This is a genomic window from Hufsiella ginkgonis (assembly GCF_009834915.1).
Classification (GTDB): domain Bacteria; phylum Bacteroidota; class Bacteroidia; order Sphingobacteriales; family Sphingobacteriaceae; genus Hufsiella; species Hufsiella ginkgonis.
On the sequence record NZ_WVHS01000001.1, the window covers coordinates 487,713 to 514,330 of the forward strand.

Here is a 26,618-nt window from a genome sequence, read left to right on the forward strand (position 1 = left end):
AGATATTACTAATAAAGTGGATTGTTAACAAGTAGCGGATTTTTCGACCGTTCGGCCAGGGGGATCTGCTCGTAATTTAACCGGCCGTCCTGGTTGTATGTCCTATTACCAGATCCGGTCACTTTTTCAAATACATAGTCTTTGCCCTGTACATCGTAGTAGATATCCAGGCCGTACCTTGGCCGGTTATTAAACTCGGAGGTCAGTATTCTCCACCTTCTCATGTCGAAGAACAATTGGTTTTCAAATGCGAGCTCCACTATCCGTTCGTGACGGATCCTGGCCTGGTCGACGCTGGCGAGCGGTACGATGCCGGCACGCGCACGGATGAGGTTAATTGATTCGAGTGCGCCAGGCTTACCTAAATAGTCGGCCGCTTCGGCGAAGTTGAGCAGGATCTCCGCATAGCGGATATCGATAAAGTCCGTTTCCGAATCCCAGGTTCCGCATAAGCTGGCCGGCCGGTCTGGATCCAGGTATTTCTTGTTCCAGAAACTATAGGAGTTCTCGCGCGAGTTCCCGGTCCCTACGATAGGCGTACCTGTAGCCACCATCTTTTTCTGCGCGGCATCGTAGTACTGCAGTTTCGCATTACCCTGTACCCGGCCGAAGTTTGCTGTAACCGTATGGTCGAGCACGCCGCGCTGCGCGGTGATCAAGGTATTTTTAAATGTTTGCCCGCTTGTAAGGATCGATCCGAAGAAGCGGGGATCAAAATCCTTGAACAGATCGGCCACGGTTGCGTAATGAACATAGGCCCCGGTCGGGCTGGCAGTGGTAGGTGCAGTGCCGATGTTCAGGGTACCCGGGGTGCCGTCCACATGTTCGAACATTTCTACGATGTCGAGCGATGGCTGCTGCCGGTTCGCATATCCGCTCCGGCCTTTGATAAACTCAGGAAGCGCAAAACAATCCTGCGAGTGCGTATAACGGGTTGTTTCATAATCCCAGCCTTTGCAAAAGATAGCTTCCGGATTGGCGCCGCGTTTATCCACCTCGATAAAAAGCATCTGGAAATTCCTGGCTTTATCAGTCGGGTAATTATTGTAAAGACTATATTTCTTGCTGTCTATAATAGCCTTTGAAGCCGCATAGCTGGCTTCCAGGTAGCTATTGGCTTTACTTGCTTCTATCCCTGCGAGGCCATTGATCTGTACGGTCCCAAACTTTGCTACCGAACCTGCAAACAGCATGGCTCTCGATAAAATTCCAAGCGCCGCGTATTTATTTGCGCGACCGTAAACACTTGTTTCGGGAAGATTCGATACGGCGTAATCGAGGTCGGCCTTTACCTGGTCCCAAACGGCCGATTCGTTGTTGCGCGGCACATTCAGCGGGGAAGTGTCGGCACCTCCGTCGAACACCTGGTTTTCCAGCAGGATCGGTACCCCGCCATAGATCCTGGCCAGGTGCATATAATTATAGGCCCGCAGGAACCTGGCTTCTGCCGTATAAGCGATGCGCTTGTTCTCCGCCAGGCTTACCACGGCCACATCCGCGAGGAAGGAATTCACATTCCTGATGGCCTTATAACATTTTCGCCAGCTGGCGAAATCGCTGTTCCCGTTATTTGGGTTATGGTTATTACCTGAATAACCTGGTCCGCCGTCCAGGAATTCATAAGTCCAGTTCCCGGTATAGGTATTTCCTTCAGCCGGGAAATTATTATAGCCATATTGGCCGTTGACATAGGAAAAATCAAGTACAGGCAGTTCGTAGTACATGGAAGCGAAATAGGCGTTCACGCCGGCTTCGCTGGAAAATATCTGGTCCTTGTTCAGCAAGGTGGTCGGCGCGATATCCAGTACATCCTGTTTACAGGCCGTGAAGCCTGTAAACAGCATTATTGCGATGAAATATTTAATACCTTTCATTTTTTTAGTTTTAAACAGTTTAAAAATTTACCTGGATACCCAGGTTCATGTTCCTTGTTAGCGGGTAGTTGTAACCGTAAGCGCGGTCATCCGTAAACTCAGGATCCACGAAATCTAGTCCGCCGTGGAATGTATACAAGTTGTAGCAGGTGCCAAATATGCGCAGGTTATCAACCCTGATCCGCCTTGTAAGCGCGGTCGGCAGCGTATAACCGAGTGTAAGCTCTTTTATACGCAGGTAGGTGGCATCGAACCTTCTGAAGGTATTGGTATCATATTGTTTTGCGCGCTGTCCCGTGGCCGGCCATCTGCCTGCAACCCAAGGGCTGTTCAGATTGAATACATCTTCCCGGTGCCACCTGTCAAAAAACGTATTGATCGGGTTAGCGCCTTCAAAATAAAATGGCCGCGACAATTGGTCCTCGTACTTCACCTGGTACATGGTTGCTCCCTGGAACAACGTAGAAAGATCGAATCCTTTCCAGGAGACCTCCATATTAGTAGCAAAATAGATCGCCGGTTTGCTGCCGCCTCGTCCGATGACCACCTGGTCGAGGGTATTAACCACGCCGTCGCCATTGATATCTACGAGTTTAATGTCGCCCGGAAGAAGAGTACGGTTGCCGTTATCATCTATCTGGGGCCATGCAAAGATCTCTTCGAAGTTTTGAAATTGTCCGGCCGTACGGTAACCGAATACCACGTCGTTATAACGGTCACGGCTCCTGTTCCTCCACCTGTCGTAATCGCTGGTGGCGGGCAGCTCTTCCCGGTACCTGTTCAAGGTCCTGGCGTAACTCATATTGGCGGAGATCGAGTAAGAAACCTGTCCGACGTTATTCCGGTGGCCCAGCACGAGCTCAAATCCCTGCGTGCGATCCTCGTTCAGGTTTACCTGGGGTAAAGTAACGCCATAAGTATCTGGCACCGAGGTATTCCGGAAAGTGAGTAATCCGTCCCTGTCCCTTCTGAAAACATCCGCTTCCAGCGATAATTTACCGTTCCAAAAGGAAGCGTCGAGGCCTATATTGCTGGTGGTGGAAGTGTACCAGGTGATGTTGTTATTCGGGGAGTTCTTAAAGTCCACCCCGTTTACATAGTCGTTGCCGAATTGAGCGCCCCGGTTGCCTCCGCCCGGGTAAGTAAACCCGGTTAACCATTGATAATCCGCGGCACCGTCATCACCCAGCACGCCGTAAGTGGCCCTGATCTTCAGGTTATCCATAAACGGTATCTTCTTTTTGATAAACGGCTCTTCAGAGATCCTCCATCCCGCCGAAACGTACGGGAAGAAGCCCCACCGGCTGTTTTTCGGGAAGCGGGAGGAACCATCGTACCTGAAGCCGAACTCGGCAAGATAGCGCCCGGCAAAATCATAGTTGGTTTTCCCAACGTAACTTAGGTTTGCGCTTTGGCTGAATGAGGAATTCACTTTATCCGTTGCACGGCTGCCTGCGTTCAGCTGGTCGACCGCATCGATCACATATTGTGTAGACGTTTCGTGGCTTCTGTTTTCCCGTTGTGTCTGCTCCACCAGCGCGAGTGCTCCTACATTATGTCTTCCGAAACGGTGGTTGTAGTTTAATCCGCCCTGCATGAACTTCCTCGTGGTTTGCCCGAACGGCTCGTTCAGTGTCGAGGCATTGCCTATCGCAGATGGATCCTGGTAGTAGGTCGCGGTTGCGGAATTATATAAATAACTGTACGTATTGTATCTTTTTACAAAAGTTTTATTAAGGTTATACCTGTTATCGTATGCAAACTGCGTTCTGGCCGCAAGCCCTTTCACCCATGGAATAGAGTATTTTAATTCGAACGTAGAAGTGAGGAACTTGTCGTTAACCTTACGGTAACCGCTTAGCTCCTTGGTGATCTCGGCCAGGGGGTGAGTGGTCTGCGTGTTCAGGAACTTTTTTGGATATAGCGGGTCGTTGTTGGAATACAGGGGCTCAGTGGGATCCACGCGCCAGGCGTTTTTCAGAAAGTTGAGCGTCGAACCGCTTGCACCCTGCGATACGGTATTGATAAACGAAACGTTCATGTTAAACGTCAGCCCTTTCAGCACTTCCGCATCCATGTTAAGCCTTCCGTTATATTTTTTTCCCCAGTCGATGCCGGTTGTGTATAAGCCGCCGTCGTTGAAGAACCCTCCTGAGGCAAAAAACCGGAGTTTGTCCGTACCGCCGCTTAAGTTCAGGTTATGCTGCTGCTGTGTAGTTGTCGGGCTCAAAACCGTCCTCAGGTAATCCACGCTGCCTAATTCACCTGTCCGGTATTTCTCGATTTCTTCGGCTGTAAATCTCGGGGGAGTATACCGGCTGCGGCTGCTGATATTGGCGTTAGTTTGAAGCTCATCATATAAAACGGCGTACTGGTAGGCGTTAGATAGCTCCGGGTATTTGGTAATATGCTGCTGGCCCAGCCGGGTGCTGTAACTGATCTTTACTTTTCCGGATTTCCCCTTTTTCGTGGTGATCAGCAACACGCCGTTAGCCGCCTGTACGCCGTAGATTGCGGCGGTGGCGTCTTTCAGTACAGAAATGCTTTCGATCTCATTAGGGTCGAGCCTGTCGAAACCTGATTTATCGCGCTGAACGCCGTCGACAATGATCAGCGGCCCGCCGATGGTAAGGGCGCCATCAACGTTCCCCTCGTTTGCTGCCACACCGCTAAATCCGCGGATATCTATCTGCGTATCATAGGAGCCTGGCTGGCTTGAAAGCTGTGTAATCCGGACCCCGGGAGCCCGACCGGTTAAGGTATTCGTGACGTCACTGTTCGTATTTTTTACGATATCCTTTGCACTTACGTTAGATACCGCACCGGTTAGGGTTCCTTTGGTTTGAGTTCCGTAACCCACTACCACCACCTCTTCGAGGTTTTTATTGTCGGGCTCGAGTTTGATATTAAGGTCTCTTGTAGTGGAAGTGACCGGCACGTCCTTACTCACGAAGCCGAGGTACGATATAGTTAACACTGTGCCCGGGGCCACTTGTATCGAAAATTGACCTTCGGTGTTAGTAGAAGTTCCCGGCGTGCCTGCCTTTACTTTTATAGCGGCCCCAATTAATGGCTGACCGCTCTCATCAAACACTTTGCCGTTAACTGTAATATTTTGGGCATAGATTTTAAGTGACATGCAACATGCCAATAACATAAATAAGATCTTTCTCATGTTTTAACTGGTTAATAAAGATAAATTGGTTAGAAGAAGCCTGTTACGAAACCGGCTGAGTACGAGACGGTATACTAAGGTATCCGGAGTGATGTGTAATCCTCTCTACATGTCCTATAATTAAGTGAATATTTGGTTAATTGATATCGAATCTCGTTTACGGCGGTTAATAAAATATTAATAAATGCTTAATGCCCTAAAAAGCCACTGCATATAACTATCTTATTATAAGCACGATACAGATCATACCAATCCGTTTCAGGTAGATTCTTATGGTTTTTGCCGCTTGACAGCGATCTTCACCTGACCGCTCCCGGGCTAACCGGTTGATCAATGATCAAATAGAACGGGGAGACGTTTATCTCCCCGTTCATCAATCATTCTAATTATTAATTACCTGTGTGAAGTTGGGTGGGTAGCCGTGTATCCGGTTAGTCCCTTTACCATTTTAACTCCGTCGTTGGTAAGCCGGAGATAAAAATCCGACGAAATTGAGACGCCATCCGCGTCAAGGGTAAGAAAATACTTGCCGGCCGGTATCATCGATGCGTTTTCCGCGGTTTTCATAATTTGTGTAGCCTCGTTCAACTCGTCAAACATGGAGATATACACACTTTTCACATTCGCGTTCCTGGCGGCGGCAAACTGTGACCACATAAAATCACCATGTGCTCTTTTAATCTGGTTTTTTGGCGAGGAAGCTCCATTGGTATTATAAAACGCGGTGCCAGGATAGATATCAGCCTGGTAATCTTTCCCGTTGGCATTGCACCACGCCAGATCGTCGGCGTACCATCCCTGGAAGCCAGTGGTTTTTCCTACCATCCAGGGCATGATCATGTCGCATGCGAGGTAAGCAGACATATCGGCATTGCCCCTCCAGCCCTGGAGCACGCCCCCGATTACATAACATCCCTGTGCCTTGAACCAGTTGATCTTTGTGACCCAGTCGGCCATGGTACCGCGGCCGGATTTTCCAACTCCCCAAAAGCATACTACGGGCTTGCCGTTCTGTTTGGCATAAGCGGAGGAATTGGTATGTGTTTTCATGGAACTCGTCCAGTCAGCCTCACAGGCGTCGGTGGCGGAGCAATCGTACATGATATAGAATTTCCGACCGTAGGTTTCTGCAGAATTCCGTGCCTTTGCAACCACCTGGTCAAAAAAGTTCTTTTTTGCGCCTGGCGCCATGTAGCTTCCAAATCGTTGAAGCGCAACGCAATCGATGCCGTATTGCTGCATCCACTGCATATGTTTGGCCACGGTTTGGGAGCTCCATGAAGAGAACATTCTGGCGGGTTGCCCGTTGCCAAGGTTCCCGGTAAATCCAGGTTCCCCGACGCCGCCCTGGTTAAATGGCGTTCCTGAATAGGTATTCAGGTATTCACGCACGTCGGGCCAGGATTCAAGGTTCATGTGTTGCCAGGAATTCAGGGGAGATCCGTCGCCGGCGGCGCCGAACCAGCCCTGGTATCCTGTGGTAACTTTTCCGACCACATCGCCTGCCGGCGAGGCCAGGGTAGCGGCTGATCCTTTAGCGCCCGGTAAAATTTCTGTACCTGCCGCTTCACCGGCATTTTTGGAACACCCCGCAATCAACAGGAACAGGGCTGTTAAACAAAGCAATTGATTTTTTTTCATGGTTAATAATTAAGATCCGTTTAATGATAAATAGTATTCTAAATGGTTCACGGTGTTTGAAAAGCCCATTGCTGGCTATTGGATCCCGTACTTGCCCATTGCTGAACAAGCGCTCCTGTTGCTGTCGAATTACCTGCCACTTCCATCATCTTATTGCTGTGAACGCCCTTAATGGAATAATATCCCCCGGAAGTTGCCGTAATTATCCATTTCTGGTTGTTGCCGCTACTGGCATCATAAAGTTGGATCTTGGCTCCGTCGGTAAGAGACTGGCCGGTAACGTCGAGCGACCTCCCGCTTTGTACGCCTACGATCTTATATTGTCCGCCGCCCAGGCTGGTTACGGTCCAGCGCTGGTTGTTGGCGCCGCTGTAGCTCCATTGCTGAACGGGTGTTCCGTTAACGGTTCCCTGCCCCTTTGCGTCCAATGCAAGCCCGCTATTGCGGTTAACGATTTTATACGTTCCATTTGCAAGCGTTCCGCCACCCGCAATGTGGGCCGTAGGATGTGTAGCCGAATATGGGATCTGCCCCTTCAGCATTCTTCCCCCGTCTCCTGTAAGGCGTAAATAAAAATCGGAAGAAACGGCTACCCCATCGGCATCCAGGTTGAGGTACCATTGGCCTGCAGGCGCCTGTGATGCATTCTCGGCCGTCTTAAAGATCTGGGTCGCCTCGTTCATCTCATCGAACATGGCAATATAGACGCTTTGAACACCAGCGTTTTTAAAGGTGGCGAACTGTGTCCAAAGAAAATCGCCATGGTTCCTTGGGAATTGATTTTGAGGTGAACCCGGGTTTGTATTATGAAACGAAGTACCGGGATAAGCGCACGGCTGGTAGTCCATTCCATTCGCATTACAGAAATCCCGGTCGCCTGTTACCCAGGGCGCATAACTGGCGTCCGTGGCACGTCCCACCGCCCATCCCGAGATCATGTTAAACGCTTTATAGGTATTTATAAATCCTGCCTTTGAGTCGCCGGTACCTGTACGCCATTGGCCGGGAACCGAGCCGACCACGTAGCATCCCTGGGCTTTGAACCAGTTAATAAGATCGAGGGCATCGGCCGCGCTTGACGGATGGCTCGCATATCCAAGCCCATAAATACTTACTACTGGTTTCCCGTTTTGCTTCGCATATGCAGCAGAGGAAAGCAGGTTCAGGCTGCCCGTGATGGTGTTCGTCCAATCGGTTTTAATAGCCGCAAGATTTCCCCAGCCGGAGGCGTCGTACATCACGTAAAATTTGCGCCCGTAAGTTTGGGCCGCGCTCCTTACCCTGGCCGCTATACCATCCCGGAAGGTTTTGATCGCACTGCCCGGCGTGATCTCGTTACAAAAACGCTGAACGGCTGCACAATCAATGCCATATGACTGCATCCACTCAAAGTGCTTATTTACGGTTGACTGGTCCCAGGATGAGAACATTTTCGCAGGCTGACCATTTCCAAGGTTGGGAAGTGTGGTCTGGTAGGTAGTGGCATATTCTCTTACATCAGGCCACGACTCGAGGTTCTGGTGGCCCCAGTTATTTTGCGGCGATCCGTCGCCTGCGGCAGTGAACCAGCCCTGGTAGCCCACCGTAACTTTTCCAACCACGTCGCCTACCGGGGAAGCCAGGGTAGATGCCGCGCTTTTGCCGCCGGATGAAACCCCGGCATCTATCGATTCACCGGGGTTTTTCGAACATCCTGCGAATAAAGAGAACAGGACTGTTAAACACAACACTTGAAACTTTTTCATATTGATGTTTTAGATGATTAATGTTCATTTATAGTGTCGAAAGCGTTTATACCCGGTTTACGGCGTTTGGAAAGCCCATTGCTGGCTATTTCCGCCGGTGTTGCTCCATATCTGCACCAGGGCCCCGGTCGTGGTAGAATTGCCCGCCACTTCCATCATCTTATTGCTTTGAACACCCTTGATGGCGTAATAACCGCCTGAGGCAGGTGTGATGATCCATTTCTGGTTGTTGCCGCTGGTGGAATTATAGAGCTGTATCTTCGCACCGTCGGTACTTGATTGGCCGGTTACATCCAGCGATTTACCGCTTTGTACCCCAACGATGCGGTACTGGCCGCCACCGAGGCTGGTCACCGTCCACCGCTGGTTGTTCTGGCCGCTGTAAGTCCATTGCTGGATCGCGGTGCCGTTCACGGTGCCCTGGGCCGTAGCATCCAGCGCCAGGCCGCTGTTGCGGTTTATGATCTTATAAGTTCCGTCGGCCAGCGCAGAACCGCCGCTTATATAGGGAGCCAGGATCGGCTTCAGCAGGTTAGCGATCTTGATGTGCCCGCTTACGCTCGGATGCACGCCATCGGCATAATCGGAGGTGCCGGAAGTGATCCAACCATTGGTATTAATAAAATGGACCTTCGCGTCTCCTGCGGCAGTACGTGCGTTTACGGCCGCCTGCGTGGGTGCAGCTTTAAATCCGAGGAAGGTACGCAATACGAAAATTTCGGCGTTTGGATATTTCCCGCGGATGTTTGAAAGGAAAGTAGTATAGGTACTTTGGAACACATTATCAGGCACGTTGTTGGCGTTGTCATTCTGCCCGAGATTAACCACCACCACGTTAGCGGTATATTTTGTAAAGTCCCAGTTAGGGGAGGACGGGTAAGCGATGGATTGCTGTTTAAAATATTGTACGTCCATGCCGGTACTGGTATAGCCGCTGGTGAGGTTCACCCCGGGATAAGCGATCTGGGTGTGCTCGGTACCCAATAATTCCGAACAAACCCACCCATAACCGGAAACGTTGGCCTGGCCGCTTGTACCCGTTGCATAACCGGCGGTGATCGAATCGCCGATGTATTCGATCAGGCTTGCCGATGCGGGCGGTGCACTGGTTACCGCGCCCGCATCGAGGATAAATCCCTGGAAGCTGAACACATAACTATAGTCCTTACCCTGGGCAACGCTTACGGTATGAACGCCGTTCGCCAGGGGAGCCGGCGTAAGGTTGATCGTACCGCTGGCATTCACATAGCTTACCCACGGACCGTTATCTATTTTAGCATAATAGTTGGTGTTGTTGCCTACCTTGATCTTCACGGTAGTACCGCTAAATTTTACCCTGATATAGGCGCCTCCCCAATAGCTGACGTATTGGGTGCTGCTGCTGAAATCCCAGCGGCCAAAGTACCTGATATTTGTATCGCCCGGGGCACCATTGGCGGCCGACACGGCTGCGGTCATTTTGTTGCTCGGTCCGGTTACGGGCGCGTCCGCATTTTGCGAAAGATCGTTTTTCGAGCAGCCGAACGCTATAGCCGACAGCAGGAATAAGAGTGAAATACTTATTTTTTTCATTTCTTTGGCAGGTTAAGCGGGCATTAAATACTTACGCGGTTGAAATAATTAATGGCCAGAGATCCTGAAACGATCTTCAACCTTACCGTGTGCAGGCTGTTGGAAGTAAAAGATTTGGTCCCTGCATCTATCGTCGAATAAACCCCATTCCCGGTGACCGGCAGACTGATGACCGGCAGGTCTACCCCGTCTACATTGAAGCGAACGGAAGCTGCCTGGTTAGAAGAATACCTGACCTGGAACTTAGAATTACCGGATTTAAAGGGAAGTTCCCTCCATTCCAGCCATTCATTGGCCTGTGCGCCTGTTACATGCCAGCCGCCGTTTGCATCGCCGGTCTTAACCACATCGATGTCGCCGTCCCGATACATATTCCCGCTGTTCCCGGCGGTTACGTCGTTAAACGAATCGCATCCTTCAGCTTCTACTTTTAAGGTAGCCGGGTAAGGGTCATTTGAATAACGTCTTACGATATTGATCCGTTGGTTTGGATAATCGTAATAGGTTACGTCGCTGCTTCTGAAAATGGCGGCATTCTCGGCTACATCGGTAAATCCTTCGAGCAGCGTAAGTGCAGCACCTGCACCCCGGGTATTGTTCAGCGTAGTAAGGAATGTTTGCCCGTGATTTGCGTCGATAAACATATTGGTGGTCCCCTGCACCACCCTGAAGCCGGCTACGCCCGAGCCTACGTTCACCCCGTTAAACGTACGCATGGTCCACGGATGGGCCATATCGAACCAGGCGTGTACGGCGTCAGTCACCGCAGGATCATTTACGGTAGGGTCGCGATCTATCCATGATTTATCAACCACCAGGTAAGGGTTCTGGCCAAATGCCGCGTTAAATTGTGTCCTTATATATTGCAGGATCTTTTTGAGATTGCTGTTGCCGTAGTTGTCGGCCCAGTTGGTGCTTACGCCCCAGAAGAATACAACCGGGCGGCCGTTATATTTGAACCTCTTGGCATCAGGTATATTTTGAAAGGCTGTTTTGATGTTCAGGTCCCAGATGTATTTATAATTGGCCGTATTGCCGCAATCGAATTTCGGATTGGTAGGCTGGTAACCGGCCCCGTTATCTACATTGCGGTTGGCTGCCCAGGAGGATGGACAATCGTCGAATACGGCGATCGTAAATTTGCCGGTTACTCCCCTGCGGTCCATCGCCTGGCACAGCAGCGCCAGTTTTCTTGGATCGCCATGATCTACCGTGGGTACGTTAGGGCTATATCCCCTGCAATTGGCGGCGAAAAAATCTTGCCCGCTATAGGCGAACTCTTCTACCAGGTTGTCCCACCAATCGTTTTCAACAGCCGATGATTTGTACAGGGGAAGATTATACAGCGTGTTTCCGGCCGGGGTCGGATTTGGTCCGCCGCCCGACCGTACCGTGCCGTTAAAGCCCACCACTGAGCCGATGAACTGTGTGGCCGCGGATATACTCGCCGCCTGTTTAGGGTTGGAATTTACTTGCTGCGTCACCGCATCATTTGCCGGTTCTTTTGAACAGGAAAATAGGGTAAGGGCAGTCAGGCCATAAAAGCATGCACTCTTAAGAGGCACGGCAAAAGCACGCGCACGGTTTGTCATTCGTTTCATAACGGTTTAATTTGGTTAGTAGTAATGTAATGCGCAGATATACAGGATATTATATCCAATGGCGTCGACAACCATCATGCGGAAACAAAGACCTTGTTTAATCTGGCAAAAAAAAATTCAGGGCGTTAGTTGACGATAAAACTAGCCGGGGAAGATTAATAAATAGCTAATAAATACTTAACAAGCCATCCAAAATCAATTACTTTTTCCAATTTGGAGAATTAATATCTTATAATTCCATTTTCCAGGACTAGCGTCTCACTTTTTTTACTGGCGACATCAAACCAGTTCACCGTGCTTATTTCATACCTCCAGGTTCCTGTCCCTGTGACACCAGGATCGGCAAAAGTCATCTCAGGCGCCGGCACCGGGGCTGGCTGATCGCCATCATTCCAGCGCTGGTAACCGGTTTGCTTGCTGTACCTGGTTTTAACGGTATAGGCAAGTTTTTTAAGCACTTTGCCGTTGCGGTATATAATGAATGTTTTTATACCGCTTTCAAGGTCGGCATGGGCGTTCCATCTCAATATCACCTGGTTGTTGGCATAACTTGCTGTGAGATGCGTTGGCGACGGCGGTGGCGTATGGTCCGTCGCCGTGCCTGTAGACATATATTCGACCCATTTTTCGGCAAGTGTGCGGTCCGGGAACCAGCAGGCCGCAAGTTTATCTCCGCGATATTTTTTTGCGGGAGCTATTTCCCGGGAAGCGGTATCTCCAAGCCATGCGCCGGAAGTATCCATTTTGCGTAAAACGGATTCTCCCGCCTTAGCCGGAAGTCGCATCTTAAGGCACACATCCATCCATGGGACAGCCAGGAACCGGAGATCATGGACCTGGTGACCATCCATCGCCGACTCGACAACCGGATTAACCGCATGAGCCCACAACGCCCCCTTTTTACGGCCTCTGGCAAAGAGACGTGCATTCATCAGGCAAATATCCCGGATCCCGTTGTGATGTAATACCGGCACACCGGGCGCGGCCGCCGAATCAGAGATATCTACCCCGCATGATTGTGCGACGGCTACAGCAACGCGTTCCGGGTATTTGCCCGTCATCGCCGTCACCCACATCGAACCGCCCGAATGCCCCCAAAGCGCCCACGGGACTTTTTTAATTTCCGGGCGACCGGAGATCGCGGCAAGCGAGTCCAGCATATCCAGGAATACCGGTTCAGACCCGTTCGCCGGAACGTACCAGTTGATACAAGCTTTTGAATCGCCGCCGGAAATAAATTTTGGAGCCAGCAATACCGATTGATATTTGCGTGCAAGCTCCTTCCATTGGATATCATGCATCATTTGCCGTGCATCGCCCTCGCGGGTGCAGCCGTGAAGATGTACGATCACACTACGTATCGTGGTCACGTTCCCGGGAATCCAGGCATAACAGGTAGCCTTATCGATCATTACGCCTTTTTTGGCGATGTCGAACTCATAAAACCGGTCGTCACCCTGCTCCTTTTCTGTTAAAGAAAACGACAAAAGCAGACCTGCAGCCGTCAGTGTGAACAGGCGGGGCCTAAGATAGTTAATACGCGTTCTCATAAACTCGTGTACGTTATTGGTTGACTACTCAGGGTTCAGTTTCCGCGCCTGCTATTTCGATTTCACGCCGTTTTTGGGCAACGGAATGCTTGGGGGTAAAGCCCTTTTTTTCTTCAATACATCACCTGCGTACCCTGCCAGGTAGAGATAATAATCATTGGGAATGCCTTCTTCAAATTTCACGAAAGGGCTTGGCCCGACGGGCGGATTGCCGGACACTTTCATAATGGCGGTCCCTTCATCCACCTCGTCGTACATTGCTACATAAATCTGCCCGGCGCCCTGTTTTATCGCATTAGAGAGCTGCATCCAAAAAAATCGTCCCCTGTTCCTTGGTATCTGGTCAAATTTGGCGCCCGGATTAAGATTATGCCAGCTAAATCCGGGAAATACCGTAGGGACATATCCCACCTTATTTTGTTTACACCAGTCGAAATCCCCCCTTTGCACTTCCGCGTAGGCTTGATAAGCTGCTTCGGTCCCGTACCGACCGATGGTCCAGGGATGGATAAGGTCGGCCTTACGGATGAGGTCGTGCAGGGCCGGGTTCTTTTCGGTGTCCCTGCCCAGTTCGCGCCAATAGGTGGGAACACCCAGCATAATGGCGCAACCGCCGTATACCGGGTCATTTTGCAGGAAGTCGACGAATTTTGATACAGATTTGGTGGTATAGGAACGGCCGTCGCCGAAACCTACACCCCATATAACTACCAGGGGCTTACCATTATGGTAGATATAAGTCTGGTTATTGCCCCGGCTGGTCACCTTCATACTGTCAACCAGGTTTTTCCAGTCATCAATCAGCACGGGTACGTCCGCACTATCTCTCATACCCGAAAGATCATACATGATCCCTACGGCACGCCCGTATTTCCGGGAGGCATCCAGGGCATCGCCCATGACTTTTAGAAAATGGTTCCTTACTGCCGGGTTCCTTCGCCTGGTATTCCCTACAAAACGCTGGAGGAACACGCCGTCGAGATGGTACTCTTTCATCCATTTAAACCTGACATCGGTGGTGGAGACATCGTGATCGCTTGGAAGGTAGGCCGGGCTTCCGTCCGCCAGTGAAAAAGGGGTTTTGTATACTTTTTCATACTCGTTAACCGTGGGCCAGATATCGATCTTCAGGTTCCCGGGCCCGAATTGCCCCCGTTGCAGGTAATGGCCCCAGCCTCTTCCCGCACCGTCTTCGGGGGTGTTATGCCATCCCTGGTATCCCGCCATGATCAGTCCTTTGTAGCTTGGGAACCTCGAAGTCTTACTATGCTTGTTTTGCGCGCTAGCGCCCACCGAAATAAACAGGGCAAACAGGATAAAACGTTTTTTTGAGCCACTAAAGAGATCGGCAAAGGAAGTAAGTCGCCTTGCAAGGGGTGCGGTTTCAAAAAAGCCTGCAGCATAAACGGCGGCTAACCGGACGATCATTGGTTTAATAAAGAAATTCATTGATTGGTTAATCAGCTTTTTGTAAAGGGTACAGGCGTCAAAAGAAGCATAACAACTTAAAAAAAGATTAACAAATGATTAATGCCGGCACCACAGGCTCGCTGAAAAATTTCTTAAAACACTTTGTTATTCAAAGTGTTTGAATTAACTTTGTATAACAAAGAACTTTTAACAACAATAAAAATCCAATGACATGAAGATTTCGAGAACAAAATTCGTTATGCTCTTTCTTGTTTGCGCGTTTGTTTTTCAATTTACCTCAACCTCACTATTGGGACCCGAAGTCAGGCTTTTTCCTGGCGGGAATAGTGAGTCTTTCCTGGGAATGGGATCGCCGGTAGCGTGGAAGAGCATCGTATCTATCATTTTACTACCTGTCAAAATCGTTTTGATAGGCCCCCTGGTACCTTTTATCAATTTGTTGAGACAGGAGCCGGATACCCCACCCCCATTTTTTCTGATAGGTTTCACCTTCTACTGGACCATTCTTGCGCTTACTATTCATTATTTTTTAAGTAAAAGAAAGAAGCTCATAGAAAGCCCTGGCGATGTTAACCAGCAGCATGGCTGATGCGAAAGCCAAAGCCGCAAATTAACCTACTATCGGGAACTTTACGGTGAAGAAGTTGTAAAAGCGTATATATTTGCAGCGTAATTAACATTAGCTTAATATACGTAATGCGCCGTCGTCTATCTTTTTTCATAACCCTGCTCTCTTTTTATGTCTCCACAAGCTTTGCACAATCAAATAAGACCGGCACCTGGGGGATCCTGACCTTTGTGTTACCCAGCAATAAAGATCAACGGTGGGGAGGGTATGCAGAAAGCCAGGCCAGAACTGATGAGCTGTTATTTAACAGGATTTTTTACCATGAATTTAAAACCGGTATCAGTTATGCGATAGACAATAATTACGTCGCATTAATCGGTACCGGCCGGTATACTACGTATGATTATACGGATTTGGATAAAGGCCCTACCACGCGCGAAAACCGTTTATGGGAACAACTCACCTTTACCCAATATCTCAGCCGTATAAAATTTGAACACCGGTACCGTATAGAGCAACGTTGGGTGAATGCCGGCTACCGCAACAGGTTTCGTTATCGCCTTAACGTTGTTGTGCCCTTCAATCATAAAAGCATGGGCGCAAAAACGGCGTTCCTTTCTGTTTTCGACGAGATCTTTCTTAACAATGAACAGCCGCATTTCGAACGGAACCGGGTCGCGGCTTCGCTCGGGTACCAGCTTTCTTCTTCAATAACCCTACAGGCCGGATGGCTTAACCAGTATAATAATACCCTTGCAGGCACTAACGACAAAAACAACCTGCTGATTAACGTTTCCTACCAGATTAAGCGTAAAAAACCGTCGGAACAACTTCCTACCGTAAAAGATTAATTATGGAGCGTGTAATACCCTTCGTGGTACCGCAGGGACCCGGAACAATCGCCGATGTTCTGCAACCCGGTAACGTACATAGGTTCGATGCTTTCATTTGCACAGTTGTGAAAAGCCTCTTTTCATAACCGGTTTGCAGGTGTTGATCGCCCCTTCCCTGATCCTTTCCCCCTGAACCCCACCATATCCCCGGTAAAAATGGCCCGGGTCATGGTAGCCAGATACTTCCGGGCGTACCGAATTATCTAAAGCCCTGGCCGAAAGATCCGGGCTTTTGTTTTATATTTATTTTTCCGGAGCGTAAACACACCTGAATCCTGATTATGCCAGCTACATTCACCCTAACCATCCACATGGTGGCAAGCCTTGACGGAATGATCGCGAAAAATGACAATAGCGTTTCGTGGTTCGAGACGACCGATTTTTACGAGAAAGGCATTATCCTGACTGAACAGGACACCAAGGCATTCCTGGAAACCATTGACTGTTATGTGATGGGCAGCCGCACTTATGAACACGCGCTGGAGCTTTCCAAATCCTATGGATGGCCTTATGGCGATAAGCCGACCATCGTACTCACCCACCGTGACCTTCCCGCAGGAAGACCGAATATTGAAATGTATTCGGGCGATTTAGCCCAACTCGTGAATGAACGGTTAAAACCTGTCTACCAGAATGTATGGTTGGCAGGGGGTGCGTCACTTGCGACAGATTTCATCCGTTTAAAATTAGCCGACGAAATAAGGTTATCCATTATTCCCATTGTTTTGGGAGACGGAAAGTCCTTTTTTGAACAGGCCGGCCAGGAACAGGCATTACACCTGAAAAACGTTACCGCTTACAAAAACGGGATGGTGGAATTACATTACGAAATAAAAAAACATTCCGACAAATAAAAGACAACACACCCTTAACCATGATCAAGCGAGTTATCCTTCTTTCCCTGCTCACAACCGGCGTGGCGGTATCCGCCCGGCAAAACAGCCTCCCCATCCGCAAAAGCGTAGAAACATCGAAACGCTCTATCCGGCTCGACGTACCGATGACCAATTCCATCCGCAAAGCCTTTGCTGCCGGCACACGCGATTTTTCCGGTAAACCGGGACCCGGCTACTGGCAGATAGAAGCCGACTACACCATCAATGCAAGCCTCGACCCGGCAACACAAATCATTACAGGCTCAGAAAAGATCAGCATGCGCAATAACAGCAAGGATGATCTGCGAACGATCGTGTTGCGCCTCGATCACAACATCTTTCGCCCCGAAGCCCAGCGCGGTTCATCCGTGCCTGCCGAAGCAACGGACGGCATGGTGTTAACAAGCCTGAAAGTAGACGGGCAAACAGTCGACCTCGCAGCGGCAACGACGCCATTTAGCGGTCGCGGTGGCGGAGGCGGAGGTGGCGGTAACGCAAATACCGGTGGAAAGCTCGCCGTTTCAGGGCTCACCCAAACCATTGCGACCATCAGCCTGCCCGACCCGGTTAAAGCGGGAACAACCGCCGGTATCGAAATCGCCTGGCGCACCAAACTTCCCGGCGGCCTGAACGGCAGGGGACATCGCATGACGCAGCGTTTTGACAGCAAGCTCTTTCAACCCACGCAATGGTATCCCCGCATTGGGAAATATGATGATCTGCGGGGCTGGGAAACAAGCCCTTACCTCGGTCCTTCTGAATTTTACAATAACTTCGGCAAGTTTGACGTATCGCTTACCGTTCCCGGCGGATGGATCGTAAGCGGCACGGGCGTACTTCAAAATCCGAACGAGGTGCTAACGGCAACGGCAAGACAGCGGCTGTCAACCGTTCTCAACTCGGATGATGACGTAGTCATCGTAAGCGGTGAATCGGAAAAAGGACCAGGTAAGGCCACTGCGCCGGGCGACAAGCTTACCTGGCACTTTATAGCCGACCGCGTTAACGACTTTGCCTGGGCAACCGCCGAGAACTTTACCTGGAAGGCTACACGCGCTACGATCCCCGGTAAGGGGGCTATCCCCATCCATATGGTTTACCTGCCCGAAAGAAGCAACTCCTTTGAGCGGGCCGGCAAAGTAGCACGTCATGCGCTCGAATTCTATTCGGCACTGTGGGCGCCTTACCCGTTCCCGCAGCTCACCCTGCAGGACGGTCCGAGCGCAGGTATGGAATACCCCATGGTGATCAACTCCAACCAGGGCGCCGCCGATCATGAAACCGCACACCAGTGGTGGCCCATGACGCTTGGCACCAATGAAACACGCTACGGATGGATGGATGAAGGCTTTAACCAGTACATGAACATCCTTTCCGCAGCTGATAGCAGGGGAACGCCTTATAACCTGGACGGCCTCGGACAAAGCTATGGCCGTATGAGCGGCAACGAAAGTGAAGCGCCCATGATGTGGAGCGCGAACGACGCCGGCAGCGGCTACAGTTACCAAACATACAGCAAAACTCCGCTGATGCTCTCTATGCTGGGCGGAGTTGTAGGCGACCAGGCCGTGGTAAACGCGATGAAAAAATATACTGCAGCCTGGTCTTTCAAGCATCCGTCGCCATGGGACTACATCTTCTTCATGGATAACGAACTGGGACAGGACCTTGAATGGTTCTGGTACTATTGGTTATGGACAACGGAGTCTGTTGAAGGATCGATCCAGGACGTAAAAACCGCTGGCGGAAAAACTACCGTAACCGTTCACCAGGCAGGACAGATGCCATCGCCGGTGGTGCTGAAGGTGGAATTCGAAGCAGAAGGCGCCGCTATCAAAACCCTCCCGAACGCCAAAATGATAGATGCTACCACGGCCGAAATCACCTGGCCCGCCTCAGTCTGGTTCGATGGAAGCCGCTCATATAATGCCGTGATGAATTTCGGCGACCGCAGGATCAAAAAGATCACGCTTGATCCGCATGGACGATTCCCGGATGCGAACACAGCGGATAATGTGTGGCCGAAGCAGTGATCTTCTTATTGATCGATCCAGTGATGATACACGCTGATCCGCGTCCATTCCATCAGCAAACCGTAATACCCTTGCGTTAGTAAGGTACTTATCCCGGATTCGGAGTTGTGGCAAAGGCCCACCAGCTCCCATCCTTTACGGCCTTTACGGAACAGACCGCCGCCGCTATCGCCGCCGCTGCAAATATACTCGAGCGGCAAGGGTTTTGCGCTGCCGATGCGGTTCCAGGACGGCTCCAGGGGAGAATCAAAGTCGCAGATTAAGGTTGTCCGGTTGCCGTTGAGCAGCCGGCCGCCAAGACTGTCGACCATATTCTGGCCTGCCAGTTTTTTCCGGGACTGCGTTACCTCTGCCGGTTTTGAGGAAAACCCCGATGCGCCGTATCCGACGCCTACCACCGCGGCGCCAAGCTCGTCGGGCGTGGTATTTAGCCGGGCAGGCTTTACCTTGGTCACCTCCGCCGCCAACCCGATGAAGGCCAGGTCGGCAGAGGATGGGTTCTTCCCGTAGTCCGGGTGAATACGGATCAGTTTTACCGCATAATCACGGTCGCCGAACCGGGCATGACATTTTGCCGCTTCTACCGGGCTGGAGCTGGTGGGCACGTTCAGAACAACCGTCGAATTGCCCATCTTCATGGTATCCTGCCTGAAGGAGGTATATTCCATCATCACGTGGGCCGCCGAAAGCACTTTACGCTTCCCGATCAGTACACAGGATCCGATCATCCTGTCGCCGTTAAACAGTTTCCCGACACAGTCGAATTGATGCTCAGCGGCCAGTTTCCGGTAGCCGGCTTCCTCTGCATCATCGCGCATAATGCCGGCAAAGCTTACGATGCCGGTAAGTATGCTTCCAAAAAAAAGAACCAGTTTATTTTTCATGACTTCATTTATTTTCTCCAAAACTACGCCCGGGCTCTACGCGCCAGTACGAAAGACCGTTAAGCAGTGTTAATTAGTGTTAACCTTGTTTGGCAGGCGGAATGCGTTAGGTATTTTGCAGGATGTCGCGGAAAGTAATCATGATCACCGTGTTAATGACTGCGTGCTCCTCGCTGCTCGTCGGGCTGCAGCTATATTGGAATTTTCATTCGTACCGAAGTACCCGCCGGTCGTTTGCCAGCGAAAGCAATGCCGCACTTCAGCAAGCCGTAAGCCGCTTAATGAACCTCCGGCGAGATGAATTCGCTGCACAATACCGGGCATGGCTGGCCGACACGAACCTGGTGGTGATCAGCCTGAAATACAGACCGCACCTGGCGGGTTACGAATTCAGCATCCGCGATAAGGCAGCCTCACCGGGCAGACCGCCTTTCAGGATCGGGATGCCGGATATTGCCGTACCTGGCGGGAAGCTTACCGGGACAGTAAGACAGGCCTTTATCGCTTCATTCACAAAAAACCTGGTATACCAGGACTTACAGGGGAAGACCAATTTCTTTTATACTGATTCGCTCGGGAAACGCCTGGCAGATGCCTTCAGGCGCGACCGCCCGGACTTAAACCGCCTCACCGGCCTTTATCGCGCTGAGCTTTCGCGGTTCGACCTGGATTTTCCCTTTGTCCTCCGTGTCGCCCCGTACAAGTTCCGCCGATTCAGCGCCGAGGATCACCAGTCAGATGCCGATAGCTATCGTACCCGTGGCTATACGTATGGCTTTGCCGACCCGGTGTACTCCTTAAGTGCCTGGTTCCCGCAACCGGGTCTGCTGCTCTTTCAAAAAATGAAAGGTGTACTACTGGCGTCGGTCCTGCTGATCAGTATCACCATTGCCTGTTATGCCTATACCCTAAAAACCATGTTTTCAGAGAAAAAGCTTGTCCGGTTAAAAGATGACCTGGTAAACAACATGACGCACGAGCTGAGAACACCTGTGGCCACTATCGCTATCGCCGCTGAGGCCGTAGACGATCCCTCAACCTCCCCGGCGTCCCGCAGCAATTACAACGCCATTATCCGCCAGCAAGCCGGCGCACTCTCCGCGCAGATCGACCGCATTTTGACAAGCATGGTACACCAGGGAAAATCGGCGGGATTTACCGCGCGACCAGTACTCTTTACAGATCTTATGCGTCAAAGCCTGGAAATACATCAGCCTCGTATCGATGCTTTAAATGCGCGTATCGCCACCACATACCCTTTAAACGACCACGTCGTCGTTGCGGCAGATGCAGACCACCTTCGCAATGCGCTCAACAACCTGCTCGACAACGCGCTGAAATACAGCACACAACCACCCGAAATCACGATCGCGCTCACCACCGGGGCGGAACTTCTCGAATATCGCATTACCAACCAGGGAACGGCCATCCCTCCCGAATACCATCGCCGGATCTTCGAGCGCTTTTTTCGTATTCCGTCCGCCCAATATCAAACGAGGGGATACGGTCTCGGACTAAGCTACGTGGCGCAAGTAGTGCGCGATCACAAGGGAAGTATCTGCCTGGAAAGCACCGGTTCGGGGAATACATTTATCATTAAGTTACCCATCCACGTATGAGCCCTCCAAACATCCTGTTTCTCGAAGACGAACTGCAGCTGGCACACATCGTGTCAGAAGTGCTCCGCACCCGCGGATTTATGGTGGAGCATCATGCCAACGGCCGTTTGGGCCTGGAGGCGATCCGCAGATCAACGTTCGATATTTGCGTCGCTGATGTGATGATGCCTTTCATGGACGGTTTTAACTTCGTGCGCGAGCTGCGTAAAACCGATCCTGCGCTTCCCGTGCTGTTCCTTACCGCGCGGTCGCAGGACAAAGACCTGGTAGAGGGTTACGGCGCCGGGGGAAACGATTACCTCAAAAAGCCATTTAGCCTTGAGGAGCTCGTACTGCGTATCAATGAGCTGTTACACCGGCGACCGGTGATCGCGCAAACGGCTACTTCCGTCGGCACCTTCCTTCTCCGCGAACACCTGCAGGAACTCGTTTCCGCGGACGGCCTTGTCCAAAAGCTTTCCTTCCGCGAAACGCAGCTCCTTTCATTACTGGCGGCACGCAAAAATCAACTGCTCGACCGGCACGCGGCACTGATGCAGGTATGGGGTGAAGATTCGGTGTTTACAGCGCGCACCATGGATGTTTTTATCACGCGGCTGCGTAAACGCCTGCGGGCGGATCCTGGGATAGGGATCCTGAGCGTCCGCGGATTTGGCTATAAGCTGCTATGCTGACGAAGCCGTATAACCGCTTAAAGATCGTTATCCAAACGTAGAGCCGAGCCGAATAATCGTTTGCTTCCGTATGTGGCGATCCGCAGGTCCGCCAGGCATGGCCGCTTACAGTAATAATCCCCGCAGGTAAATCTTCCGGCGGGTGCCTTGCGGGATTTTCAACTGCGTTTCGACAATTGCGCGGTACTCTGCCTGTGTTTTCTTCTTGCCTTTGGTTGGCGGCGCGAGGGCAGGTGGCGCGGCGGCATCGATCTTCGTGGCCGTCCAGGTCATATTTTCGTGGGGCAGCGATAGCAGCAGGATCATTCCCGGCAAGCCGGTAAATGATTCCGGGCCGCCCGAAACGGGAATATCGCCGGTAAAAAAGGCAACTACATATACCGAATCCATGATTAACCCGTTCGCCCGGCGACAGGGATAACCGAGTATGGTACGCGTTTCGTCGGTTACCTTCCATTTGACGGGCCGCACCGTATCCGTTACCAGAAAGAGCCCGTAAGGTGAATCTCTTTGGGTGGTCCTCACGCCGGTTTCGAGGTCGGTGTAAACCAGGTTGTTCTGCGCCACCGCCGGGTTCAGCAGGGAATATGACGCGGCCTCCGCGCCGGAATTATAAAGCGTTTTGTTCTGCGAAAAATCCAGCGAGCTTTTGAATACCGCGAACTTCGGCTTCGTTTTATACAGCTCAAGCAGCTTCTCTTTTTGGGCTTTATCGTCCACAAGCTTCGACATCACCTCGGCTACGTTAACAGATTTTTCGTATTCAATAGATCCGCTGGTAATCATTTTTACATGCTGCGCCCGCAGGCTATCGGCCAGGCACAACAACAGGAAGAAAAATGCAATAGGTAGCTGTTTCATATTCGTATCACTTTGCGTTTGACGGTGGTCCGCCCATCCGGTTAAAATCCCACACCACCGATAACATGAAGTATCGTTTGATGGTATTATATTCTGTTTGGGAGAAAATATTGCCGGCCGACTGCGGACCGCTCCCCGTGCTCCTGGCAATGCCTTTGTTCTGGTTAAGCAGGTCGTTTACCGTGAGGTTGAGGCTGAGATCTTCGCTTTTAAAGAATTTCCTGGTGAAGGTAGTAGTTAAAAGCAGCCGGCTGAAATCCTGGTTAAATGCCTGTGTCCGTTCCTGGAACCGGTAGTTGGCCGTAGCGTCGACCTGCATCTTTCCCGGGAGGTAAAGGTTTAACGAACCATCTGCCCTTACGGACCAGCCGTTGTTAGCCGCCCCGTTTTGCACCGACGATTGGTTAACCACATACCCCGGGTAAACCGACAGCCGGAACCCGTACTTCTTTACTGCCGTTTTCATCACCGAAATTGTGCCTGCATAGTTCCATAGGCCGGTTTTATTCAGCACCTTGTTGGTAAGGTTGTAGTAATTATCTCCATCCATGTTCAGGCCAAACCCGATGCGCATCTCCGGGTCGGTAAGCTCTTTACCCATCTCCATCGCCACTGATAGAGAAGTTGGTTTCTTATCCTCCAGGTTCACATACCGGAGGACGCTTTTCCCCGCGGCATCGGTGGCGATGCTGGTGGTGATGGCGTTATTAATGAACGAATAAGCGCTGGAAAGAAAGACCACGAAAGCGCCCGATCCTAAAATAAGCTGATGCTCATATACGAACGAGCTGGTGTAAGAAGGCTTTAAACCCGGGTTTCCCAGGAGGATATTCAGCGGGTCTGTATTTACTTTCAGGGGCTGTAGCTGGTCAATGGTGGGTTGCCGGGCAGACCCTTCATACCCCAGCAGGAACGACCGGTTCTGATAAACCACCTGGGGATTCCAGTTCCAGTACCAGCGATCGTATACGCGGCCTGAACGCAGGTCGGTTTGCTTATCGCTTATACGAGATACGCGACTGCCGAAATTAAAAACGGTTTTACCCTTATGGTAGCTGAAAACGGCGCCTGCCTGGTTGCTTAGCAGGTTCCGTTTAAAGTTATTGGAGTACACCGTATCCGCCAGGTCGTACCGGCCAGGCGCCGAGGGATTAAACGACCGGCTATCAGACGTATTGCTGTTCATGTTCAGCCCGTAATTGAGCACCAGCGCAAGGTTCCTGGAAAAAGGCTCCGACCAGGTAAGATTGCCATTGGTCACCAGGCTTGTGGCATCAGCCAACTTATATTGATCTATCGTTTGCGTGCTGTCGGGCGCTGCGCCGGATGATCCGTAAAAACTGTTTAAAGAGTACAAATACCCCCGCGCCTGCAGCTCGTTATAAGCCTGGCTAAACGCGAAAGACATCGTGCGTCCTGCTTTTTGAAATTTCCTGTTCCATAGAGCGTTCAGCGATACCGCTGCCTGGTCTGCGTCATTCGCCAGGTTACGGGCCTGGGTGTTTAGCAGCGCCTGGTTGTCCTTCACGCTCCTGGTGGTCGATCCGATGCCTGTCCGGCTGTTTGCCAAGGCGCCGCTCACGCCCAGTTTCAGCGTAGACGACGGGCTTAAAGCTGCCTGGTAGGTGGCGTCGAGTTTATGCCTGAAATTGGTGTTGTCGTTTTCCTGCGCCATACCGGTGTAGATGGCTCCGCCTGGAAGATTATTTTGGATCCGGGTGTTTTTTGTGCCCGTCACGTTTATCGTGCCGATCTTATAGTTCATGTTGAGGTATTGCTTGTCACCTCCCCATCTTTTATCGTAATGCAGGCCGCCCGTTTTCGTGGAAGGCAAGCCTTCTCCGGTATAAGTACCGTTAAAAGACTCCAGCATATCTCCCTGCCTCAGCGGCGTTATACCGTATTTGTTGCTTTCCAGTGAGCCCAGGCCGGTTCGGTTGGTGTTCCCGATAGTGCCGTAGGCTGAGAATTTCTGTTTCGACCTGAATGCGTTGAACATGACCTGTCCCTGGTAATAACCGGCCGCCAGGCCGCCGTCTGACCGGCCGAAATACCCGCGTTTTTTGTCTTCTTTTAATGTGATGTTAATCGTTCGTTCTTTCGCGCCGTCGTCAACTCCCGTCAAAGCGGCCTGATCGCTCCTTTTGTCGAAGAGCTGCACTTTATTTACCATATCGGCCCTGATATTTTTAGTAACCAGTGAAGGATCATCCCCAAAAAACTCTTCGCCCTCCAGCAGTACCCGGCTAACCTGTTTACCGCGCGCCGTAATGTTTCCCTTTTCGTCAACCTGCACGCCAGGCAGCTGTCGCAGTAAATCTTCTACACGGTCGTTGGGCTGGGTTTTGTAACTGCCTGCGTTGTACTCGGTAGTGTCTCCTTTCATCCTCACGGCAGGAGTACCATTAATGGCTATTTCCTGCAGCAAACGGCTTTTAAGCATCATGTTGATCTCTCCAAAGTCTTTCACGGCGTTACCGGGGCCCAAATTGAACTGTTCAGAATGATCTGCATAGTCATGATAAGAAATCAGTAACATAAACGCACCCGCCGGCAAATTTGCGATGCTAAACGACCCATCTGCTTTGGTAAGTGTGAACTTTACGATGGTAGAATCCTCCGAATGAAGTACGCTAACGGAGGCGCTGGTCAATTTTATATGCTGCGAAGTATCGGTAACCGAGCCCTTTATAGAATAGCCGTTCTGTGCGAGCATGGTCATGGAAAAAACATTAAGCATTAAAAATAAAAAAATGAATTTCATCGACCGCTTTATTTCTAATAAATTGTCTATTTTGGTATTCACAATTACCGCTCCGCATCCGATAGACACAAGTCGATCGTTTTCCATCAATAGTTTATTATTCCTAAAATTATGAAAACGCTATTATCCCTGTTGCTGGTTCTCCATTTTACGTTATTGAATGAACCAAAGTTGCTGGTTAAAACAGAAACCATACAGTTTACCGTAAAAAAAGGAATAAAGAAGAAGATCAACGTTCCCATCCAAAATACCGGCGATGCGCCGCTAATAATCTACGCGGTAGAACCGACTTGCGGATGCACCGTTTCCGAATTCCCCAAGGTGCCCATTAAGGCGGGCGAAAACGGCAACATATTCCTGGAGTTCGACAGTGCAAAAAAACCGGTAGGAACAGGGTCGGTGAACATCATCATCAAATCGAACACCCGCTACAAATATGCCAGGATCGTACTGGTTGCATCGGTTATTTAACATCCCCTTTAACGGGACAATTACTTTACCACTTCTAAATTGAGCACGATTTTGGAGTATTTATTTGGCGTATTGGCTATTACCGTGATAAAAACCTGTCCTTTCCCCACAGCCCTGTTGCTGCTGTTAACTTCCAATACGATCGGTTGCGTTTCATTTTTCTTTATGGGAAGCTTAGGAGCCCGGGCAACCGTACATCCGCACATGGATATTACATCATAGATGATCAACGGCATTTCACCGGCATTCTTTACCGGGACAACTACCTTTTTCTTTGCGCCGTGCTTTAACACGATCGCTATATTTTCATCTTTAATATTGAAAGGTTTACCGGTATGATAAACCATTGAAGCAAGGAACAATAAAAATAGGGTGATCTTCATAGCC

18 protein-coding genes are annotated in these 26,618 nt (G+C 50.6%); 6 read left to right on the plus strand and 12 right to left on the minus strand.

The window, feature by feature from the left end:
* Nucleotides 1–8 precede the first annotated feature (8 nt).
* The 8 genes from GS398_RS01975 to GS398_RS02010 form a co-directional block, all read right to left on the minus strand.
* On the minus strand, nucleotides 9–1,874 hold the full coding sequence (locus GS398_RS01975) for a RagB/SusD family nutrient uptake outer membrane protein (protein ID WP_160905060.1): 1,866 nt from the start codon (nucleotides 1,872–1,874) through the stop codon (nucleotides 9–11).
* A gap of 19 nt (nucleotides 1,875–1,893) precedes the next feature.
* The gene (locus GS398_RS01980; protein WP_160905061.1) at nucleotides 1,894–5,013 is read right to left on the minus strand and encodes a SusC/RagA family TonB-linked outer membrane protein; all 3,120 of its coding nucleotides are present in this window, start codon (nucleotides 5,011–5,013) and stop codon (nucleotides 1,894–1,896) included.
* Nucleotides 5,014–5,442: 429 nt separating this feature from the next.
* Nucleotides 5,443–6,690: a glycoside hydrolase family 99 protein gene (locus GS398_RS01985; RefSeq protein ID WP_160905062.1), complete on the minus strand. Its 1,248-nt coding sequence runs from the start codon at nucleotides 6,688–6,690 to the stop codon at nucleotides 5,443–5,445.
* A 47-nt stretch (nucleotides 6,691–6,737) separates the two neighbouring features.
* Complete coding sequence (locus GS398_RS01990; RefSeq protein ID WP_160905063.1) at nucleotides 6,738–8,435, minus strand: RICIN domain-containing protein; 1,698 nt, start codon at nucleotides 8,433–8,435, stop codon at nucleotides 6,738–6,740.
* A gap of 57 nt (nucleotides 8,436–8,492) precedes the next feature.
* Nucleotides 8,493–10,007 (minus strand): RICIN domain-containing protein, encoded by a 1,515-nt coding sequence (locus tag GS398_RS01995; protein WP_160905064.1) that lies wholly within the window; start codon nucleotides 10,005–10,007, stop codon nucleotides 8,493–8,495.
* A gap of 23 nt (nucleotides 10,008–10,030) precedes the next feature.
* Nucleotides 10,031–11,608 (minus strand): DUF5010 domain-containing protein, encoded by a 1,578-nt coding sequence (locus GS398_RS02000; protein WP_160905065.1) that lies wholly within the window; start codon nucleotides 11,606–11,608, stop codon nucleotides 10,031–10,033.
* A 221-nt stretch (nucleotides 11,609–11,829) separates the two neighbouring features.
* Nucleotides 11,830–13,158, minus strand: a complete 1,329-nt coding sequence (locus GS398_RS02005; protein WP_160905066.1) for an alpha/beta hydrolase family protein — start codon at nucleotides 13,156–13,158, stop codon at nucleotides 11,830–11,832.
* A 51-nt stretch (nucleotides 13,159–13,209) separates the two neighbouring features.
* Nucleotides 13,210–14,586, minus strand: coding sequence for a glycoside hydrolase family 99 protein (locus tag GS398_RS02010; protein WP_202405924.1), 1,377 nt, complete (start codon nucleotides 14,584–14,586; stop codon nucleotides 13,210–13,212).
* Between the two features lie 699 nt (nucleotides 14,587–15,285).
* Here GS398_RS02010 and GS398_RS02015 point away from each other — a divergent pair.
* The 3 genes from GS398_RS02015 to GS398_RS02025 all read left to right on the plus strand — a co-directional run bounded on the left by GS398_RS02015 (nucleotide 15,286) and on the right by GS398_RS02025 (nucleotide 18,958).
* Nucleotides 15,286–16,008, plus strand: a complete 723-nt coding sequence (locus tag GS398_RS02015; protein WP_160905067.1) for a DUF2490 domain-containing protein — start codon at nucleotides 15,286–15,288, stop codon at nucleotides 16,006–16,008.
* Nucleotides 16,009–16,331: 323 nt separating this feature from the next.
* Nucleotides 16,332–16,904 (plus strand): dihydrofolate reductase family protein, encoded by a 573-nt coding sequence (locus GS398_RS02020; RefSeq protein WP_202405925.1) that lies wholly within the window; start codon nucleotides 16,332–16,334, stop codon nucleotides 16,902–16,904.
* Between the two features lie 20 nt (nucleotides 16,905–16,924).
* The gene (locus GS398_RS02025; protein WP_160905068.1) at nucleotides 16,925–18,958 is read left to right on the plus strand and encodes a M1 family metallopeptidase; all 2,034 of its coding nucleotides are present in this window, start codon (nucleotides 16,925–16,927) and stop codon (nucleotides 18,956–18,958) included.
* 5 nt (nucleotides 18,959–18,963) lie between these two features.
* Here GS398_RS02025 and GS398_RS02030 read toward each other — a convergent pair whose 3' ends face one another.
* Nucleotides 18,964–19,842: a trypsin-like serine protease gene (locus GS398_RS02030; protein WP_160905069.1), complete on the minus strand. Its 879-nt coding sequence runs from the start codon at nucleotides 19,840–19,842 to the stop codon at nucleotides 18,964–18,966.
* A gap of 122 nt (nucleotides 19,843–19,964) precedes the next feature.
* On the opposite strand from GS398_RS02030, the gene GS398_RS02035 reads away from it, so the two are divergent.
* On the plus strand, nucleotides 19,965–21,461 hold the full coding sequence (locus GS398_RS02035; RefSeq protein WP_160905070.1) for a sensor histidine kinase: 1,497 nt from the start codon (nucleotides 19,965–19,967) through the stop codon (nucleotides 21,459–21,461).
* Entirely contained in the window at nucleotides 21,458–22,135 is a 678-nt protein-coding gene (locus GS398_RS02040; RefSeq protein ID WP_160905071.1) for a response regulator transcription factor, read from the plus strand. The genes GS398_RS02035 and GS398_RS02040 overlap by 4 nt, the downstream gene beginning before the upstream one ends.
* A 105-nt stretch (nucleotides 22,136–22,240) precedes the next feature.
* Here the strand turns inward: GS398_RS02040 and GS398_RS02045 are convergent, their stop codons facing one another.
* The gene (locus GS398_RS02045) at nucleotides 22,241–22,996 is read right to left on the minus strand and encodes a GLPGLI family protein (RefSeq protein WP_160905072.1); all 756 of its coding nucleotides are present in this window, start codon (nucleotides 22,994–22,996) and stop codon (nucleotides 22,241–22,243) included.
* A 7-nt stretch (nucleotides 22,997–23,003) separates the two neighbouring features.
* A complete protein-coding gene (locus tag GS398_RS02050; protein ID WP_160905073.1) occupies nucleotides 23,004–25,847 on the minus strand; it encodes an outer membrane beta-barrel protein in 2,844 nt (947 codons plus the stop codon).
* A gap of 24 nt (nucleotides 25,848–25,871) precedes the next feature.
* Here GS398_RS02050 and GS398_RS02055 point away from each other — a divergent pair, with 24 nt between their 5' ends.
* The gene (locus tag GS398_RS02055) at nucleotides 25,872–26,231 is read left to right on the plus strand and encodes a DUF1573 domain-containing protein (protein WP_160905074.1); all 360 of its coding nucleotides are present in this window, start codon (nucleotides 25,872–25,874) and stop codon (nucleotides 26,229–26,231) included.
* A 20-nt stretch (nucleotides 26,232–26,251) separates the two neighbouring features.
* Here GS398_RS02055 and GS398_RS02060 read toward each other — a convergent pair whose 3' ends face one another.
* Complete coding sequence (locus tag GS398_RS02060; RefSeq protein ID WP_160905075.1) at nucleotides 26,252–26,614, minus strand: DUF1573 domain-containing protein; 363 nt, start codon at nucleotides 26,612–26,614, stop codon at nucleotides 26,252–26,254.
* Nucleotides 26,615–26,618: the final 4 nt, after the last annotated feature.

Bases quoted from the DNA above. Each gene is read 5' to 3' on its own strand.
- GS398_RS01975 (WP_160905060.1), bottom strand. From the start codon at position 1,874: ATGAAAGGTATTAAATATTTCATCGCAATAATGCTGTTTACAGGCTTC.
- GS398_RS01980 (WP_160905061.1), bottom strand. From the start codon at position 5,013: ATGTCACTTAAAATCTATGCCCAAAATATTACAGTTAACGGCAAAGTG.
- GS398_RS01985 (WP_160905062.1), bottom strand. From the start codon at position 6,690: ATGAAAAAAAATCAATTGCTTTGTTTAACAGCCCTGTTCCTGTTGATT.
- GS398_RS01990 (WP_160905063.1), bottom strand. From the start codon at position 8,435: ATGAAAAAGTTTCAAGTGTTGTGTTTAACAGTCCTGTTCTCTTTATTC.
- GS398_RS01995 (WP_160905064.1), bottom strand. From the start codon at position 10,007: ATGAAAAAAATAAGTATTTCACTCTTATTCCTGCTGTCGGCTATAGCG.
- GS398_RS02000 (WP_160905065.1), bottom strand. From the start codon at position 11,608: ATGAAACGAATGACAAACCGTGCGCGTGCTTTTGCCGTGCCTCTTAAG.
- GS398_RS02005 (WP_160905066.1), bottom strand. From the start codon at position 13,158: ATGAGAACGCGTATTAACTATCTTAGGCCCCGCCTGTTCACACTGACG.
- GS398_RS02010 (WP_202405924.1), bottom strand. From the start codon at position 14,586: ATGATCGTCCGGTTAGCCGCCGTTTATGCTGCAGGCTTTTTTGAAACC.
- GS398_RS02015 (WP_160905067.1), top strand. From the start codon at position 15,286: ATGCGCCGTCGTCTATCTTTTTTCATAACCCTGCTCTCTTTTTATGTC.
- GS398_RS02020 (WP_202405925.1), top strand. From the start codon at position 16,332: ATGCCAGCTACATTCACCCTAACCATCCACATGGTGGCAAGCCTTGAC.
- GS398_RS02025 (WP_160905068.1), top strand. From the start codon at position 16,925: ATGATCAAGCGAGTTATCCTTCTTTCCCTGCTCACAACCGGCGTGGCG.
- GS398_RS02030 (WP_160905069.1), bottom strand. From the start codon at position 19,842: ATGAAAAATAAACTGGTTCTTTTTTTTGGAAGCATACTTACCGGCATC.
- GS398_RS02035 (WP_160905070.1), top strand. From the start codon at position 19,965: ATGTCGCGGAAAGTAATCATGATCACCGTGTTAATGACTGCGTGCTCC.
- GS398_RS02040 (WP_160905071.1), top strand. From the start codon at position 21,458: ATGAGCCCTCCAAACATCCTGTTTCTCGAAGACGAACTGCAGCTGGCA.
- GS398_RS02045 (WP_160905072.1), bottom strand. From the start codon at position 22,996: ATGAAACAGCTACCTATTGCATTTTTCTTCCTGTTGTTGTGCCTGGCC.
- GS398_RS02050 (WP_160905073.1), bottom strand. From the start codon at position 25,847: ATGGAAAACGATCGACTTGTGTCTATCGGATGCGGAGCGGTAATTGTG.
- GS398_RS02055 (WP_160905074.1), top strand. From the start codon at position 25,872: ATGAAAACGCTATTATCCCTGTTGCTGGTTCTCCATTTTACGTTATTG.
- GS398_RS02060 (WP_160905075.1), bottom strand. From the start codon at position 26,614: ATGAAGATCACCCTATTTTTATTGTTCCTTGCTTCAATGGTTTATCAT.